This is a genomic window from Pelagibacterium xiamenense (assembly GCF_021166475.1).
GTDB lineage: Bacteria > Pseudomonadota > Alphaproteobacteria > Rhizobiales > Devosiaceae > Pelagibacterium > Pelagibacterium xiamenense.
The window spans coordinates 75,150-91,695 of record NZ_JAJOYS010000003.1 but is presented as its reverse complement, the minus strand read 5'-3'; the positions used below and the strand labels follow the sequence as shown (position 1 = coordinate 91,695).

Below are 16,546 nucleotides of genomic sequence, written 5' to 3'. Positions count from 1 at the left end.
ATCGACACGGTCGAGGATTTCTGTCCCGCATGGATGGTGTTGTGAGGTATCGATGAACAAGCGCATTGCGATGGCCACACTGGGCACGCAAGGTGACATTCAGCCCTATGTCGCACTCGCGCGCGCGCTCAAGGAGCGCGGATATTCGGTGGTTCTGGGGACGACCGACGATTTCGAGGCGATGATCACGGGGTACGGCATCGAGTTCTGGAGCCTCGGCTCCTCGATGCAGGAATTCGTCAAGCAGGCCCAGTTCGACAAGGCGATGAACAAGAGTCTTCTTGTCAACGCGCCGGGACTTTTGCGGCAGGGCCAGCGAATCGTCGACCGCGCGGCACGCGAAGCCTGGGACATGTGCCAGGGCGCGGACTGCATCGTTTTGAACATGAACACGAGCTTCACGATCGATATCGCCGAAGCGCTCGATATCCCCCCCATCGTTGCGGCGCTGCAGCCGCTCAATTCGACCAGCGAATTCCCCCTGTGCATCTATTACGGGCCGACGTTCGGGCGCACGATCAACAAGCTCACCTATTCGACGATGACGGTGCAGCAGATCTACTACAATCTGCCGCGCAACAAGCTGCGGCGCGAGCTCATGGGGCTCGAGCCGCGCAAGAACGGCGGGTTCTTCAAGGACACCGACGGCACGCCGCTGTGGACGTTGAACGCCTATTCCGAACTCGTCTCGCCACGCCCGCGCGACTGGCCGAAAACCTCGGTGGTAACGGGCTATTGGATGCTGCCCGACAATACCGGGTGGGAGCCGTCGGACGACTTCAAGGCATTCCTCGCCAAGGGCGAAAAGCCGATCTATGTGGGTTTCGGGTCCATGCCCTTCGGGGCGGACCGGAACACGGACATTCTGCGCGAAGCCGTCGAGCTGTGGGGCGGGCGCGTGGTCGTGGGGCGCGGCTGGGGCGGGATCAAGCCGGACGACCTTTCGCCCGAGCATGTCTATGTGATCGACCGGGCGCCGCACGACCAGCTTTTCAAATACGTCAAGGGCGTGGTGCACCATGGCGGCGCAGGCACGACCGCGGCGGGGCTGCACCTTGGGCGCCCGACCTTCGTCGTGCCGCAAATGGTCGATCAGCCCTATTGGGGGCGCCGGGTCTATGAACTCGGGTGCGGGCCCAAGCCCGTGCGCCGGCGCAAGCTGACGCCGGCGATTCTCGCCGACGCGCTGCACGACCTCAACACCAATGCGGATTACGCGCGGAACGCCGAAAAGCTCGGTGCCGAGTTGCGCGCCGAAGACGGCGCGGGAAACGCGATCAAGGTGATCGAGCGCGTCATGGCGAATTACAGGAGCCGGAGCGAGCGGAAGCGGGCCTAGACCGTATCGGCTGGCGACGTTCCGCACGGCACGAGCGGAAGGACTGCCCGATGAAGGTCGAAGGTTCATGCCATTGCGGCGCGGTGACGTTCCAGGCGGAGATCGATCCCGAACGCGTCCGCATCTGCCACTGTTCCGACTGCCAGACGCTATCGGGAACCGCGTTTCGGGTTGTTGCGCCCACGCCGGAGGCCGATTTCCATCTGATCTCGGGAGAGCCGACACTCTACGTCAAGACCGCCGAAAGCGGCGCGCGGCGGATTCAGGCCTTTTGCGGCGCCTGCGGGACGCCTCTTTATGCCACCGCGGCTGAGGGCGAGGCACGGACCTTCGGGATCAGGGTCGGCGCACTCAAACAACGCGGCGAACTGCACCCCAAGCGCCAGTTCTGGCATCGTTCCAGGCTGCCCTGGCTTCCCGACATGCCGGGCAAGGTGATCAGCCGTCAATAACACCGCCGCTCCAGGGAGCGTTGATCAACGCCTCGTCCGGTCGATCAAATCCCTCGCTGGTGCCGATTTGCCAATGGCCTACGAGCCCAAGCGTTTGACCTTTCGCACCCGAGACAGGACAATGCTCCTGCAACGCGGGGTCATCTCAAAGCTGACGGGGGAACACAATGGATCACTCGGCACATCAGCATGAGAAGCACGGCGCCGGGGGCCACCCTGGGCAGGCGGCGGGCCACGACAAGCACGCCGGGCACAGCGTTGCGATGTTCCGAGACAGGTTCTGGCGCACTCTCTTGCTCGCGGTGCCGGTCATTGTCTGGGACCCCATGATCCAGGCGTGGTTCGGGTATGCGGCTCCGGAATTTCCGGGCTCAATGCTCATCCCCCCGGTTTTGGGCACGGTCGTCTTCTTCTATGGCGGATGGGTTTTCCTCAAGAGTGCCCGGGGCGAGCTTGCCGCCCGTTTGCCGGGAATGATGACCCTCATCTCGCTGGCCATCACGGTTGCCTTCGTCTACAGCCTGGCGGTGTTTTTCGGGCTGCCCGGACACCCCCTTTGGTGGGAGTTGTCTACGCTGGTCACGATCATGCTGCTCGGGCACTGGATCGAGATGCGCTCGATTGCGCAGGCCCAGGGTGCGCTCAACGCGCTCGCAAAGCTGATGCCCGACATCGCGCTACGGGTGACGCCGGGCGGCGGGACCGAAGAAATCCAGGTCGATCAACTACGGCCCGACGACATCGTTCTGGTGCGGCCAGGCGCTTCGGTACCGGCGGATGGCGTGGTCGAGAGCGGCAAAAGCGCCGTCAACGAATCCATGATTACCGGCGAATCGAAGCCCGTGGACAAGCATGAGGCCGACACCGTCATCGCAGGGACGGTGAACGGCCAGGGCTCGCTGCGCGTCCGGGTTACCGGCACCGGCGACGATACGGCTCTGGCGGGCATTATGCGGCTGGTAGCGGAAGCCCAGACGTCGCGCTCGCGCGCGCAGGTGCTGGCGGACCGGGCTGCATTTCTCCTCACGATCGCTGCCGTTACGGCAGGCCTCATTACGCTCGTCGTATGGCTCGTGCTCGGACAGAGCGTCGATTTCACCATAACGCGGGTCGTCGCGGTGCTCGTCATCGCGTGCCCGCACGCCCTCGGGCTGGCTGTCCCTCTGGTGACGGCGATCTCGACCACGCTTGCTGCACAAAACGGACTGCTTGTGCGCGACCGGCGGGGGCTGGAGGAGGCCCGCAACCTCGATGTGGTGGTTTTCGACAAGACCGGCACGCTGACCCTGGGCGAACACAGGGTGGTGGACACCGTCACCGTGGGCGGCGGCAATGCCGCAGAAGCGGTTCGTCTCGCCGCATCCGTGGAACAGGATTCCGAACACCCCATCGCGCGGGCGTTGGTCAAGAGCGCGCAGGAGGCCGGAGATACGATCGCCAAGGCGGAAGATTTTGAAGCGCTGCCCGGCCATGGCGTCCAGGCGCGGGTGGATGGCAAAGCGCTGAAGGTCGGCGGGCCGGCCCTGATCCGAGAGCTGAAACTGACGGTTCCGGGCGCCCTGCAGGACGCCGCCGAGCGGTTCGGCGCGAACGGTCAGGCCGCGATCTACCTGATCGAGGGGACCGATGTCTCGGCCGTATTTGCCATCGCCGACGCGGTCCGCCCGGAATCGGCCCAAGCCGTAAAGACGCTGCACGCGGCCGGCCTCGAAGTCGCGATCCTGACCGGCGATTCCGAATCCGTTGCGGCGGCGGTCGCCCGCGAGCTTGGCATCGTCACGGTCTTCGCCCAGGTTCTTCCAGGGGAAAAGGTCGACAAGATCAAGCAGTTGCAGTCCGAGGGCAAGCGCGTCGCCATGGTCGGGGACGGCGTTAACGATGCTCCTGCCCTGCTGACGGCCGATGTCGGCATCGCAATCGGCGCCGGTACCGATGTCGCGGTGGAGGCCGGCGATATCGTTCTCGTCAGATCCGATCCGCGCGATGTCGCCGGCATCGTCACGCTCAGCCACGCGACCTATCGCAAGATGGTCCAGAACCTCTGGTGGGCGGCAGGCTACAATGTTGTCGCCATACCCGTGGCAGCGGGCATCCTTTACTGGGCGGGCATATTGCTGGCGCCCGCCTTCGGCGCGATACTCATGTCCGCAAGTACCGTGATCGTTGCGATAAATGCGCAGCTTCTGCGACGTACGCGTCTGCGCTGATCCGAACGAAAAGGCCGCCCCCGAAAGGGCGGCTCTGGCTTTGTGCATCTGACGGGCATTTCCCGGCGCTCGCCGCAGGCTCGCGCGTTCGTGCCTCAATTCGCTCCGCCGGAGCGATTTGACCGCGTTAAGCGCGGTCGGCACTCACCCCACAATCTCGTCGTCCGAGAAGAAGAACTTGATCTCTTCGGCAGCGGTTTCCGGAGCGTCCGAGCCGTGGACGGAGTTTTCGCCGATCGAGAGGGCGAATTCCTTGCGGATGGTGCCCGGGGCGGCTTCGGCGGGGTTGGTGGCGCCCATGACTTCGCGGTTCTTGGCGACGGCGTCTTCACCCTCGAGGACCTGCACGACGACCGGACCGGAGATCATGAAATCGACGAGCTCGCCGAAGAAGGGGCGTTCCTTGTGGACCGCGTAGAAGCCCTCGGCCTGTTCGCGGGTCATGCGGATGCGCTTGCTCGCAACGACGCGGAGGCCGGCGTCTTCGAACTTGGCAATGATCTTGCCGGTCAGGTTGCGGGCGGTAGCGTCGGGCTTGATGATGGAGAAGGTGCGCTGGATGGCCATGGGGCTTCTTGTCCTTGGAGTTGGCGATAAACGGAAAGTGGCGCCTTTTAGCTTTCCTCTTTGGCGGTTGCAAGACACGCGAGTGTTGCCAAAGTGCCCGTGCCGCCTTATGTCGCGGGGATGCGGCGCACGAGAAGCCGCCCTGCCCTTTCCTTTGCGTTCTGTCCCATGCTTACGATTACCGATCTCCACTACAAGATTCAGGGCCGCCCCCTTTTCGAAGGTGCCTCGGTGACGCTGCCGACGGGCGCGAAGGCCGGGTTTGTGGGCAAGAACGGTTCGGGCAAGACGACGCTGTTCGGGCTTATCCAGAAGCAGCTGGCGCCCGAGCAGGGGACGATCGAAGTGCACAAGCGCGCGCGCATCGGCGCGGTGGCGCAGGAGGCGCCGGCCTCGGAAATGAGCGTGCTCGATATGGTGCTTTCCGCCGATACCGAGCGCACGGCGCTGCTTGAAGAGGCCGAGACGGCGTCCGACCCGCACCGGATCGCGGACATTCACACCCGGCTCGCCGATATTGACGCGCATACCGCAGAGGCGCGGGCGAGCGCGGTTTTGCGGGGGCTCGGGTTTTCGCTCGAAAAGCAGCATGCGCCGTGCAAGGAGCTTTCGGGCGGCTGGCGGATGCGGATTTCGCTCGCGGGCGTGCTCTTTACCAAGCCCGACCTGTTGCTGCTCGACGAGCCGACGAACTATCTCGATCTCGAAGGAACGCTGTGGCTCGAGAAGTACCTGGCCACCTATCCCTATACGGTTTTCATGATCAGCCACGACCGGGACCTTCTGAACAAGGCCGTGGATTCGATCGTCCATCTCGAGCGCGGCAAACTCACCTTCTATAAGGGCGCCTACGACACGTTCGAGGAAACGCGCCGGATGCAGATGGAGCTCAACAACAAGGCGCGCGAAAAGACGCTCGCCCAGATCGAGCACATGCAGAAATATGTCGACCGGTTCCGCTACAAGGCGAACAAGGCCAAGCAGGCACAAAGCCGCCTGAAGGCGATTTCGAAGTTGCGGCCGCCCGAGGCGCTGTTCGACGAATATGCGGCCCCGTTCAGCTTCCAGCAGCCGCAAAAGCCGCCCGCAACGCCGATGATCACGTTCGACAATGTGGCGGTGGGGTATGGCGAGACGGCGGTGCTCAGGGGGATCACCAACCGGATCGACCCGGACGACCGGATTGCGCTTATCGGCGTCAACGGTAACGGCAAGTCGACCTTTGCCAAGCTGATCGCTGGGGATCTCAAGCCTATGGACGGGCGGATGCAGAAGGCGAAGACGCTCGATGTCGCGTTCTTTGCGCAGCACCAGCTCGACAAATTGAAGCCCGACCAGACGCCCTATGAGCATGTCATCGATCTGATGCCGCAGGAGTCCGAGGCCAAGCGGCGGTCGCGCGTGGCGCAGATGGGGCTTTCGACCTCGCGGATGGACACCAAGGCGAAAGATCTTTCAGGTGGCGAGAGGGCGCGGCTCCTGATGGGGCTCATCACGTTCAACGGGCCGGGCATGCTGATCCTCGACGAGCCGACGAACCACCTCGATATCGACAGCCGCGACGCTCTTGTGCACGCGCTCAACGAATACCAGGGCGCCGTGCTGATCATCTCGCACGACCGGCATCTGGTTGAAGCGACCTGCGACAGGCTGTGGATTGCGGAGGGCGGGACGATCTCGGTTTATGAGGACGACCTCGACGGCTACCAGAAGAGCCTCGTCGGCAATTCAGGGAACGGGTCCTCCGGCGGCGGCGGTTCGGCGTCCGAGCGCAAGCGCGAGCGGCAGGAAGCGGCGGCCCGGCGGGCGGAGCTTGCGCCGTTGCGCAAGGAAATCAAGGGGATCGAGCAGAAACTTGAATGGAAGCGCAAGGATCTCGATGCGATCGATGCCGAGCTTGCGGACCCCAAGCTCTATACCGGCGACCCGGATCGGGCCATTGCGCTTGGCATCGACAAGTCGAAACTCGAGGCGATTATTGGCGAACTCGAGGAGCGCTGGCTTGAGAAAAGCGCCGCCTACGAGGAGGCGCAATCCACAGGTGCGGAAATTCGGTAACCATAGCGCTCCGTTTCGCCCTATTTAACTTGCCGCTCACGGTTTCGTGATTAAGCTCGAAGCGCGGCCAGATGGCGGAATGTTACGCGACGGGTGTGCAAGCTCGTTTATCCTGGTTCAAGTCCAGGTCTGGCCTCCAATCACCCTCCCCGGGAGTTGACGCCCTGGCGGTATATGGGCTTTTCTTTTTCAAAGTGATTGGCCGATGTGAGCGGGGCGCATGCGCACGGTTGCGAGTTTGATACTGGCCGGGCTGACGGGCCTGGCGTCTTTGGGCGGCGGTGTTGCGCAGGAGCTCACCAACGCGCAACGCAACGCGGCAATCGAATTCACGCTCAACAACAGCCGGCACGTGCTTTTGCACGAAATCGGGCATCTGTTCGTCGACCAGCTGAACCTGCCCGTGCTCGGACGCGAGGAGGACGCCGTCGATACGATGGCGACGCTGATCATCCTCGAAGAGGAACGGGATACCGCTCACGCGATCCTTGCCGATACGGTCGACGGGTGGCTCTTTTCGGAGAAAACCCGGCCGGTTCGCGGATATACCAATGCCGATTTCTACGGCATGCACAGCCTCGACATCCAGCGTTCCTACGCAATCGCCTGCCTGATGGTGGGGAGCGACTACGATGTCTATTCGAGCTATGCGACACGGATCGGGATGCCGATCGACAGGCAGAAGAGCTGCGAGGAGGATCACCGGGTCGCGGAGTACGGCTGGCGGCAGGTGCTGACCCCGCATACGCGCAAGGACATTTTCGGCGCCGATATCGTTGTCGAATACCGCTCGGACGGCCGGACGTATGGCGAAATCGCGTCGGTCCTGCGCGAGGCACGCGTGCTCGAGGAGGCGGCGGACTGGATCACCAAGAACTACGTGCTCCCTCGGCCCGTGCGGCTGACCGCCGAAGTCTGCGGCGAGGTCAACGCGTTCTATGTGCCTGATGAGCGGCGGGTGATCCTGTGCTACGAATGGGCCGATTCCTTTTATTCGATGTTCATCGAGGAGATCATGCCGCTGCGCGAGCATTTCGCGATGATGAGAGACCTCAAGCTCGAAAAGCTCACGACGCGCGAGGAGAACTGACCCCTGGCAGAGTTTTCGTCCATGACCGCGCAAGAGGTGATCGACCTGCTTGGCCTCGAACGGCATCCGGAGGGCGGATGGTTCGGGGAGACCTTCAGGGATCCCGAGCCAGCCAACGGGCGCGCGCATTCAACCGCCATCTATTATCTGCTCGCGGAAGGCGAGATTTCCGCCTGGCATCGCGTCGATGCGGTGGAGGTCTGGCACTATTACGGCGGCGCACCGCTGGCGATCTCCCTTGCGGGCGAATCCGGACCGGCCGAGCGGCACGTGCTGGGGATGGATCTTGGCGGCGGGCAACGCCCTCAGGTCATCGTTCCCCGGCATTACTGGCAGAGCGCGCAGAGCCTCGGCGCGTGGACGCTGGTCGGGTGCACCGTTGCGCCGGGCTTCGAATTCGCAGGATTCGAGATGGCGCCGGAGGGCTGGGCGCCGCGCTCCTAGCTGAACCCCATATAGCGGCCGGGCTTGTGATTGAGGATGATCACGAGGCTCAGGGTGAAGGCGCCGACGATCGATAGCACCACGCGATCGAAGGGCAGGATGAAAAAGGCGGCTGCGAGAATGCAGAAGTCGACGACGAACTGAAAATACCCTGCCGGGATCTTGTGATTGTCCTGGAGATAGAGGGCGAGAATGTTGACGCCGCCCAGGCTCGCGCGGTGGCGGAACATGGCGAGAATTCCCATGCCGATAAGTGCGCCTCCGCCGATGGCGGCGAAAATGGGGTCTATGCCCGAAATGTCGAGCCAGCCGGGCATGAGCGCCGGATAGACCGAAACCAGTCCCACCGCGACGAAGGTCTTGAGCGTGAACGGCCAGCCCATGCGGGTGAAGGCGAGGATATAGAATGGCAGATTGACGACGAAAAAGACCACGCCGAACGGGAGCCCCGTCGCGTATTGAACAAGGAGCGCCAGGCCAGCCGTGCTGCCGGTGGCGAGTTGGGCCTCGGAATAGAAGGTGACGCCCAGACCGACAAAGAACGTGCCCAACAGGATGGCGAGCACATCCTCCTGCAGCGTATGCCTGACTGGGTTCGTTTGCTGGCTCACGCGCTACGCCTTCTTCACCCAGCGACCGCTGGCTTCCTGCTGCCAGTAGGTCAGATCGTGACTTTCCCTCAGATCGCGCCAGACGCTGCGGGCCTCGGCGACGGCGTCGGGGTCGTGGCCGTTGAACATATAGACGAAGCGCTCGTAGCCCTCGGCAGGCCGCGGCGTTGCCCGGTCGACGAAGAAGCGGACGTGGGCGCTGTTGGGGTTGGTATCGTCGTGGGAGAGAAGGATCGGCTGCAGCGCGTCCTTTTCCGACCCGCTCGCCACCCCGTGTGGCAGGAAGCTATCGTCCGAATAGGTCCACAGCGCCGCGTCAAGGGCTTCGAGGCGCTCGGTGCTGCCCACCTCGACGACCGCCCGCCAGCCGCGCTGGAGCGTCTTTTCCAGGAGCGCGGGGAGGACGGATTCCAGCGGCCGGGTCTCGAGGTGGTAAAAGAGCAATTCGGTCATGCCCCCACCCTAGCGCTCGTGGTGATCGCGGATGAACCGGTCGAGAACCGCGACGCCGTAACCGGTGGCCCAGGATGTGTTGGTTTCGCTTGGCGACGCGCCGAAGGCGGTGCCGGCGATGTCGATGTGGGCCCAGGGCACGCCGTTGGCGAAATGGCGCAGGAAATGCGCGGCGGTGATCGAGCCGGCCTTGCGGCCGCCGGAATTCTTGATGTCGGCGAACCGGCTTTCGATCAGCTTTTCGTATCCGGGCCCGAACGGCATGCGCCAAAGGCCTTCGCCGGTCTCGTGCCCGGCGGCAAGGAGCGCGTTGGTGATCGCGTCGTCCTCGCAAAAGAGGGCGGCATTGTCGTGCCCAAGCGCAACGAGCGCAGCGCCGGTGAGCGTGGCGAGATCGATCATCAGACGCGGGCGGAAACGGTCCTGCGTGTACCAGAGTGCGTCCGCGAGCACGAGCCGGCCTTCGGCATCGGTGTTGACGATCTCGATGGTCTTGCCCGACATGGCGGTGACGATGTCGCCGGGGCGGTAAGAGCGGCCGTCGGCCATGTTCTCGACAAGGCCGATGACCCCCACGGCGTTCACTTTCGCCTTGCGCAGGGCGAGCGTCTTCATGAGCCCGGTGACGGCAGCAGCGCCGCCCATATCGCCCTTCATCTCTTCCATGTTGGCCGCAGGCTTGATCGACACCCCGCCGGTATCGAAGACCACGCCCTTGCCGATGAAGGCGAGCGGCGCATCGTCCCGCCCTGCCCCGTGCCATTGCATGACCACCAGACGCGCGGGGCGCTCGGACCCCTGGGCGACGGCGAGAAGCGCGCCCATGCCGCGGTCGGCCATATCGTCGGGGGTGAGGATTTCGACGGTGACGCCGATGTCCGAGAGCCTGTTGGCGATGCCGGCGAATTCTACGGGCCCAAGGACGTTGGCGGGCTCGTTGACGAGCGTACGGGCCATGAGCGTGCCTTCGACAACGGCCATCCTGTCGGCCACCGCGACGTCGAGACCGGCGACGTCCTTGAGGCAAAACGTGACGCTCATCTGCTCGGGGCCGTTCTCGGGTCGAGACGTGCGGTATTTGTCAAAGCGGTAGCGCCGCAGGCGCGCGCCGGCGGCGAGTTCGGCGACGCGGCGCGGATCGAGGCCGGGCTCATCGAGAATTACGGCGACCGCTCTGGCGTGCGTCGCCTCGAGCTTGGCCATGAGCGAGCCACCGCGGTCGGCCCAGGCCGATGGCTTATCAAGCGCCCCGTCCTTGCCGCGACCGAGTACGATGAGGCGCTCGCAGGCAAGGCCGGAGGGGGCGACAAGGTCGATCATGTGGCCGGGCTTGCCGGTAAAGCCCACGCTTTTTGCAATCTTCGCGAAGTCCTGGCCGGTCTTCTCCCAAACGGCTTTCGCCTCACCCTCGGGGGCGCCATCCTGCGCGACATAAATGACGAGGGTGGCCGTCTCCGCCGGAGGCAGCTTGGAAAACGCGAGGAAGAGTTCGTGGGACATGGCGAAGGCTTTACTCAATGGGATCAACGTGCCGGGATCGGCGCATCAGCATCAGCCGCCAACCGCGCCAGGTCAATCGCGGCCGGGCCCCGTCCGACGCCGTTCTCAACATAAATATGCCCGTTGCCGAGGCTGGCTGTGATCGAATCGCAACGGAAACGGACCTGCGTGAGCCTTGTCGCAGTTTGAACAGGAAAGTGCTGTATCGCCTTTTCATCAAATCGATCTAAGGTAGCCTCAGACGTCGTCCGGATGACTCAAGCCGTCATCGGGGCATTCCGCCGACCCAAGTGCCAGAGTATCCATGGACCGCTTATCGCGATATCTGACGGCCCAGTTTTTCGTTCAGGCGCTGACGATCTTTCTGGCCGGTGGGGCGCTCATCTGGCTCATGCAGCTCTTGCGGCTCTTCGACCTCGTCTCCTCGCAGGGCCAGAACATCCTGACGCTCATGGGACAAAGCGCGCTGACGACTCCGAGCTATGCGCGCTCGATCCTTTATGTCTGCCTTGCGATCGGTCTCGTCAGGGGGTTGAGAGCACTGCAATCCTCCCGCGAGTTGCACACGATCCACGCTGCCCAGCGCACGCCGGCGCTCTGGACGTCGATTGCGGTCTTCACGGTTATCGGCATGCTGGCCGTGGGCGCGGTGGCACACTGGATCGAGCCCCACGCGCGGCGGGTATCGGCCGAATGGTCGGCGGATATCGCGGCGGACGTCGTGGGGCGCGCGCTTGTGCCGGGGCAGTTCACCGAGCTTCAGGACGGGCTCGTCTTTTCCATCGGCGGCCGGCGCGCCGACGGCACGCTGGTCGAGTTCTTTTTCGACGACACGACCAGCGACACGCGGCGCACCTATTTTGCCGACACCGCGCGGGTCTATGAGGATGCGAGCGGGTACCAGCTCATTCTCAACGACGGCGCCATCCAGTACGAGAGTGCGGAACAACAGGGGCTGAGCCAGATCGCGTTCGGGCAATATCACATCAGCCTTGCGAGCCTCATCGACTCCTCGCGCCCGGATGCCGGGATCGACCAGCTCGATACGCCAGCGCTTCTCGATGCGCTCGCAAGGGACGCAATCGCGCACCCGGGCCGGGCTCTTGCGGCGGTGCATTCGCGGCTCGCGGACGGGCTGCGCGCCGTTGCGTTCTGTTTTCTTGCCGCCAGCCTGGCCGGGTTCCCACATGGCCGGCGCGGCGGGTTCCGGGCGCCGATGGAACTCGTCATCCTCGTTATCGCCTTTGCCGAACAGGCCGTGAGCGCGTTTTCGGGCGGTGGCGCGAACCACTACATCGCCCCGAGCGCGATCCTCGCATTCGCGGTGGCGCTCTTCGCCTATCGAATGCGTTATGCGAGCCCACCCGCCTTTCCGAGGAGGGCGCGGGCATGAGCCGGATCGGGCATCTGATGGTCGTGCGCCTTGCCAGCCGGATCGGATTGGTGGTGGGGATTTTCTACGGCATCATCCTCCTCGTCGAGTTCCTCGATATCGGGCGGTTCAACCAGACCGCGGAGATCGCGGGGCCCTGGACGGCGACCGCGCTTTCGTTCCTCTCGGCGCTGCGCTGGAGCCTTCTGGGGCTACCCGTGACGGTGCTTTTGGGGGCAATCGTTGGACTTATCGAATTGCACCGCTATCGCGAGATGGTGGTGGTGAACGCGTCCGGGCAATCGATATGGGCCGTGCTGCGCTGGCCGCTGATTGCCATTGTCCTGTGCGGTGCGCTGATCGCGACCGTTGTCGACAGTCTGGCGATCCGGGCCTATCAGGAGCTCGATGCCGCGCAGATCGGCTGGGGACGAGCCTATGGGGTGCAGAACCGGGCGACCTGGTTCAGCCAGACGGGCAGCGACGGCGATTTCATGCTTTTTGCCGAGGCGGTGCTTCACGGCGGGGCCGAGCTGCGGGACGTTTCGGTGTTCCGGCAGTTGCCCGCAGGCGAACGCGGGACGCGCGTCCATGCGGAGGCAGCCTATCTCGAACGCGGCGCCTGGCGACTTGAAAACGGCGTGACGCTGGACGTGGACAGTCCCCCGCAGCCGTTTGCGGTCTACCGGATCGCCACGAACGCCTCACTGTCGGAACTGAGCCTCAAGCTGGGGACTGCAGAAGATCTGTCGTGGTTCGCGCTCGCGCGCGCGCTGCAACGCGGCGTCGGCGACCCTTATGCGCAGGCGGCGGCGGAAACCCGCTTCCATAAGCTGACCGCCATGCCGCTGCTGCTTGTGGGTTCACTGCTCATCGCCTTTGCGTTTACAGGAGGGTATCGCCGCACCGGCCACTACGGCTGGACCGTGCTTTATGGTATCGTGTTGGGATTAGTTGTGTTCATGATCACGGAAATGGCCGACCGGGCGGGGTCGGCCGGCGTACTCGATCCGGTTGCCGCGGCGTGGGGTCCGGCCATCGCGGCGGTGACGATCGGATTGTCCGTGATCCTTTATAGGGAAGATGGGCGCGTTTGATGGGGACCAGCTGTAAGCCGCGCGCCTGGCGCAGGGCCTTATGCGCGCTTGCCGTGCTTGCCGCCCTAACAGACCCGGCGTCCGCACAGCAGATCGTACCGGCGAACTTTTTCGCGCTTATTCCTGCCGATCCGGGCGGACGCATGGCGGTATCCGCCGACACCATGGTCTTTAACGCCAATACCGAAACCGTCATCGCAAGCGGGAATGTCGGGATCTTCTTCCAGGGCTATCGCGCCACGGCCGACCAGGCGATCTACTATCAGCGGACGGACCGCGTCGAACTCGTCGGCAATGTCGCGCTGATCGATCCCGAGGGCGTTGAATACATCGCCGACCGGGTCGAATTGACGGACAGCTTCAAGCGCGGGTTTCTCGAGGCGCTGACGGTCGCGTTTCCGGACGGATCGCGGTTTTCGGCGGCGGAAACCAGTTTCGACGAGGGCGTCGAGCGGGTCTATACCGAAGGGCTCTATGCGCCGTGCGGGGAGTGCATCGGCACGCATGCCGGAACGATCGGCTGGACCGTGAAGGCCGCCCGGATCGTGACGGACGAAACCGAGCAGACGATCTATTTCGAAGCGCCGACACTGGCGCTGCTGGGCGTGCCGGTGCTCTGGCTGCCCTGGCTGACGGTGCCTTCGGACGGCGAACTCGAATTGCCGATCTACAGCTATGACGAGCAGCGCGGACACGGGCTTTCGTTTCCCCTTTTCCGTCAGCGGGTTGCCGGCGGTACGCTGTTGCTGACACCGACGGTGTTTTCACGCCAGGGGCTGATGCTGGGGGCCCGATTTACGGGTGCAACGGGGCCGGTTTCCTATAGTGTCGAGACATCGGGGATCTATCAGCTCGACCCGGGGGCCTATACCGGGCTCGCCGAACGGCGCTTTCGGGGGGCGGTGCAGACGAGCGGGACGTTCGAGCCGACCGAGGACTGGACGCTGGGATGGTCTTATACCGCGTTCACCGATCCGGGGTTCCTGCCGGATTACGATATCGACGACGGGACCAAGCGCAACGAGGTCTATGCCGAGTATCTGACCGCGCAGAGCTGGGCCAATATCCGGTTCCGGCAATATGTGCCGCTGGGGAGCAAGTCGACGCGTTGGGCAAGCTGGGATGAGTACGAGGCGGCGCAGGATCGACAGGCATTCGTGGCGCCGTTCGCCGAGGGCGAGCACGTCGTCGATCTGGGCGCGGGCTCGGGCGAGGTGATCTTCAGCGGCACGATGACCGGGATTGCGCGCGGACTGGATCACGAGAGCGGGGTCTTTGACGGCGAGCAGTATGCGTACGGTTATGCCGGGAATGCCTGGCACCTTTCGGGGGAAGCGGGGTGGACGGAGACCTGGATTGCGCCCGGGGGCGTGACGGTTTCGCCCTATGCGGGCGGCAGGCTGGACCTCGCCTATTACGACGGGGGGAGCAGCGCCGCGGGTGCGCCGGGGGAAGAGACGCGGTTCACGGCAACGCCGATCGCCGCGCTCGACGTGCGCTATCCGCTTCTCGCCAAGGCCGAAGGGGTCGCGACGACGATCGAGCCGGTGGGGCAGTTGGTCTATCGCGGGAGCGGCGAGAGCGTCGTGGGGATTGTCAACAACGACGCGCAGAGCCTCGTGCTCGACGGCTCGAATATCTTCAGTTTCAACCGCTGGTCGGGGGCGGACCGGCAGGATACGGGGTTGAGGGCCAATCTGGGCGTGCAGAGCCAGACACAGTTCGACAACGGCGCCTGGATCAACACGGTGATCGGGCAGTCGTTTCACCTGGCCGGCGAGAACGGGTATACGCAAACGGACGGGTCGACGGCCGGGATCGGATCGGGGCTCGACCGGGATGCGTCTTATATCGTGGCGGCCGTCGAGGGCGGGTTTACGCCCTATCTGACGGGCGGGTTCGGGGTGCAGTACGACCCCGAGACCGGTACCGTGCCGAGCCTTGATGCGCGGGCTCGATCGACCTGGAACGACTTTACGGTTGCCGCGACCTATTCCTATGAAGCCGAGAATGCGGCGCTCGGGGTCGAGGATTATCGCGAGGACGTCGGCGTCGAAGTCACCGTGCCGCTTTTCGATTATTGGAGCCTGACGGCGGGCACACGGTACGATCTGCGCGAAAGCGAACTTATCAGGACGGCGGCGGCGCTCGAATACGACGACGACTACCTCGCCTTCGGGCTGGGCGCGCGGGCGGACGGACCGCCGGAGGCATGGGCGGACGATTTCGCGGTCGAGTTCAAGCTGATCCTGCGGACCGGAGCGCGGGATGAGATCGTCGATTTCGGCTACAGCTGGGACGACGAATAGCCGAATTTGGCCGCATTTGTGTCGGACCACCCGGGGCGAGCGCAAGATTTGAGTTGCACGGCGGGCAGGATTATGGTGCCAAGCACCGACAATACCCCCCGCGTCAATGGGAGCACAGTGACGATGATACGTTGGATTGCCGTACGGACCGCAGCGGTCTGGCTGGCCCTGGGCCTTGTTCTTGCCGGTGCCGCAGCGCAGGCGCAGTCGGTTCAGGTGACCGTCAACGGCACGCAGATCACAGATCAGCAAATCAATGCGCGCGCGCAATTGCTTCGTATCGAAGGGCGCGGGAGCTCGAATTCCAACCGCACGCAGATGGCGACGGATGAGCTGATCGACGACGCGATCAAGCTGGCCGAAGCCGAGCGCGTGGGGATCGCCGTCACGGACGCGCAGGTCGACCAGGCTTACGGCAACATCGCATCGAACATGAATGTGAGCGTTTCGAACCTCAATCAGGTTCTCACCCAGAACGGCGTCGATCCCAATACGCTACGGTCGCGGCTGCGGGCGGCTATTGCCTGGCAGCAGGTGGTGCGGCAGGTGATTTCGCCGCGGGTGCAGATTTCCGAACTCGAACTCGACATCCAGGCCGAGCAGCAGCTCGAGGAGACGTCGAGCTTCGACTATATCCTCAAGGAAGTGATTTTCGTGATCGCTGACGGCTCGGGTATGTCGGCCTCGCGGCGGACGGCGGAGGCCAATCAGTATCGTTCGGGCTTTCAGGGCTGCGGCGGGGCTGTCGAACAGGTGCTGCAGTATCAGGACGCGGCGGTGATCGATATCGGGCGCAGGCACGCAACGCAGATGCCCGAGGCGATCGCCAATGAGCTCGCGGGACTGACCGTGGGCCAGCTGACGCGGCCGCGGGTGACCGAGAACGGCGTTTCGATGTACGCGATCTGCGAAAAGGCGGAAGCGCGCGACCTGACCTTCATCAAGCAGGACCTGCGGCAGGAAGCCGGCCAGGATGCGCTCGAGCAACAGGCCGAGGCCTATCTCGAACGTCTGCGCAACGAAGCGGCGATTATTCGCCGCTAAGCC

Annotated in this window: 14 protein-coding genes and 1 tRNA gene; 11 read left to right on the top strand and 4 right to left on the bottom strand. The window is 63.9% G+C overall.

The annotated features are described in order from the left end of the window. Positions 1-52 precede the first annotated feature (52 nt). From LSG43_RS13120 to LSG43_RS13110, 3 genes are all read left to right on the top strand, one after another. Positions 53-1,339: a glycosyltransferase gene (locus tag LSG43_RS13120; protein ID WP_231804917.1), complete on the top strand. Its 1,287-nt coding sequence runs from the start codon at positions 53-55 to the stop codon at positions 1,337-1,339. 50 nt (positions 1,340-1,389) lie between these two features. Then, positions 1,390-1,791: a GFA family protein gene (locus tag LSG43_RS13115; protein WP_231804915.1), complete on the top strand. Its 402-nt coding sequence runs from the start codon at positions 1,390-1,392 to the stop codon at positions 1,789-1,791. Between the two features lie 167 nt (positions 1,792-1,958). Then, positions 1,959-3,998: a heavy metal translocating P-type ATPase gene (locus tag LSG43_RS13110; protein ID WP_231804913.1), complete on the top strand. Its 2,040-nt coding sequence runs from the start codon at positions 1,959-1,961 to the stop codon at positions 3,996-3,998. 144 nt (positions 3,999-4,142) lie between these two features. On the opposite strand, the gene ndk is transcribed toward LSG43_RS13110, so the two are convergent. Beyond that, entirely contained in the window at positions 4,143-4,565 is a 423-nt protein-coding gene (gene ndk / locus LSG43_RS13105) for a nucleoside-diphosphate kinase (protein WP_231804911.1), read from the bottom strand. 168 nt (positions 4,566-4,733) lie between these two features. Between ndk and LSG43_RS13100 the strand changes: the two genes are divergently transcribed. The 4 genes from LSG43_RS13100 (at position 4,734) to LSG43_RS13085 (ending at position 8,157) form a co-directional block, all read left to right on the top strand. Beyond that, on the top strand, positions 4,734-6,623 hold the full coding sequence (locus LSG43_RS13100; protein WP_231804909.1) for an ABC-F family ATP-binding cassette domain-containing protein: 1,890 nt from the start codon (positions 4,734-4,736) through the stop codon (positions 6,621-6,623). 65 nt (positions 6,624-6,688) lie between these two features. Beyond that, positions 6,689-6,762, top strand: a tRNA-Ala gene (locus LSG43_RS13095). Positions 6,763-6,843: 81 nt separating this feature from the next. Further along, complete coding sequence (locus tag LSG43_RS13090; RefSeq protein ID WP_231804906.1) at positions 6,844-7,713, top strand: DUF4344 domain-containing metallopeptidase; 870 nt, start codon at positions 6,844-6,846, stop codon at positions 7,711-7,713. Between the two features lie 21 nt (positions 7,714-7,734). Then, positions 7,735-8,157 (top strand): cupin domain-containing protein, encoded by a 423-nt coding sequence (locus LSG43_RS13085; protein WP_231804904.1) that lies wholly within the window; start codon positions 7,735-7,737, stop codon positions 8,155-8,157. Here the strand turns inward: LSG43_RS13085 and LSG43_RS13080 are convergent. The 3 genes from LSG43_RS13080 to LSG43_RS13070 are packed head-to-tail and all read right to left on the bottom strand — an operon-like array spanning position 8,154 to position 10,721. After that, positions 8,154-8,768, bottom strand: a complete 615-nt coding sequence (locus LSG43_RS13080; RefSeq protein ID WP_231804902.1) for a YitT family protein — start codon at positions 8,766-8,768, stop codon at positions 8,154-8,156. The two genes, LSG43_RS13085 and LSG43_RS13080, sit on opposite strands and share 4 nt — an antisense overlap. A 3-nt stretch (positions 8,769-8,771) precedes the next feature. After that, the gene (locus LSG43_RS13075; RefSeq protein ID WP_231804900.1) at positions 8,772-9,221 is read right to left on the bottom strand and encodes a DNA polymerase III subunit chi; all 450 of its coding nucleotides are present in this window, start codon (positions 9,219-9,221) and stop codon (positions 8,772-8,774) included. A 9-nt stretch (positions 9,222-9,230) separates the two neighbouring features. Then, positions 9,231-10,721 (bottom strand): leucyl aminopeptidase, encoded by a 1,491-nt coding sequence (locus LSG43_RS13070; protein WP_231804898.1) that lies wholly within the window; start codon positions 10,719-10,721, stop codon positions 9,231-9,233. Between the two features lie 304 nt (positions 10,722-11,025). Between LSG43_RS13070 and LSG43_RS13065 the strand changes: the two genes are divergently transcribed. The 4 genes from LSG43_RS13065 (at position 11,026) to LSG43_RS13050 (ending at position 16,543) form a co-directional block, all read left to right on the top strand. Further along, entirely contained in the window at positions 11,026-12,114 is a 1,089-nt protein-coding gene (locus LSG43_RS13065; RefSeq protein WP_231804896.1) for an LptF/LptG family permease, read from the top strand. Then, a complete protein-coding gene (locus LSG43_RS13060; protein ID WP_231804894.1) occupies positions 12,111-13,190 on the top strand; it encodes an LptF/LptG family permease in 1,080 nt (359 codons plus the stop codon). The genes LSG43_RS13065 and LSG43_RS13060 overlap by 4 nt, the downstream gene beginning before the upstream one ends. Beyond that, a complete protein-coding gene (locus LSG43_RS13055; RefSeq protein ID WP_231804891.1) occupies positions 13,190-15,499 on the top strand; it encodes an LPS-assembly protein LptD in 2,310 nt (769 codons plus the stop codon). The genes LSG43_RS13060 and LSG43_RS13055 overlap by 1 nt, the downstream gene beginning before the upstream one ends. A 123-nt stretch (positions 15,500-15,622) precedes the next feature. Continuing rightward, the gene (locus LSG43_RS13050) at positions 15,623-16,543 is read left to right on the top strand and encodes a peptidylprolyl isomerase (RefSeq protein ID WP_231804889.1); all 921 of its coding nucleotides are present in this window, start codon (positions 15,623-15,625) and stop codon (positions 16,541-16,543) included. Positions 16,544-16,546: the final 3 nt, after the last annotated feature.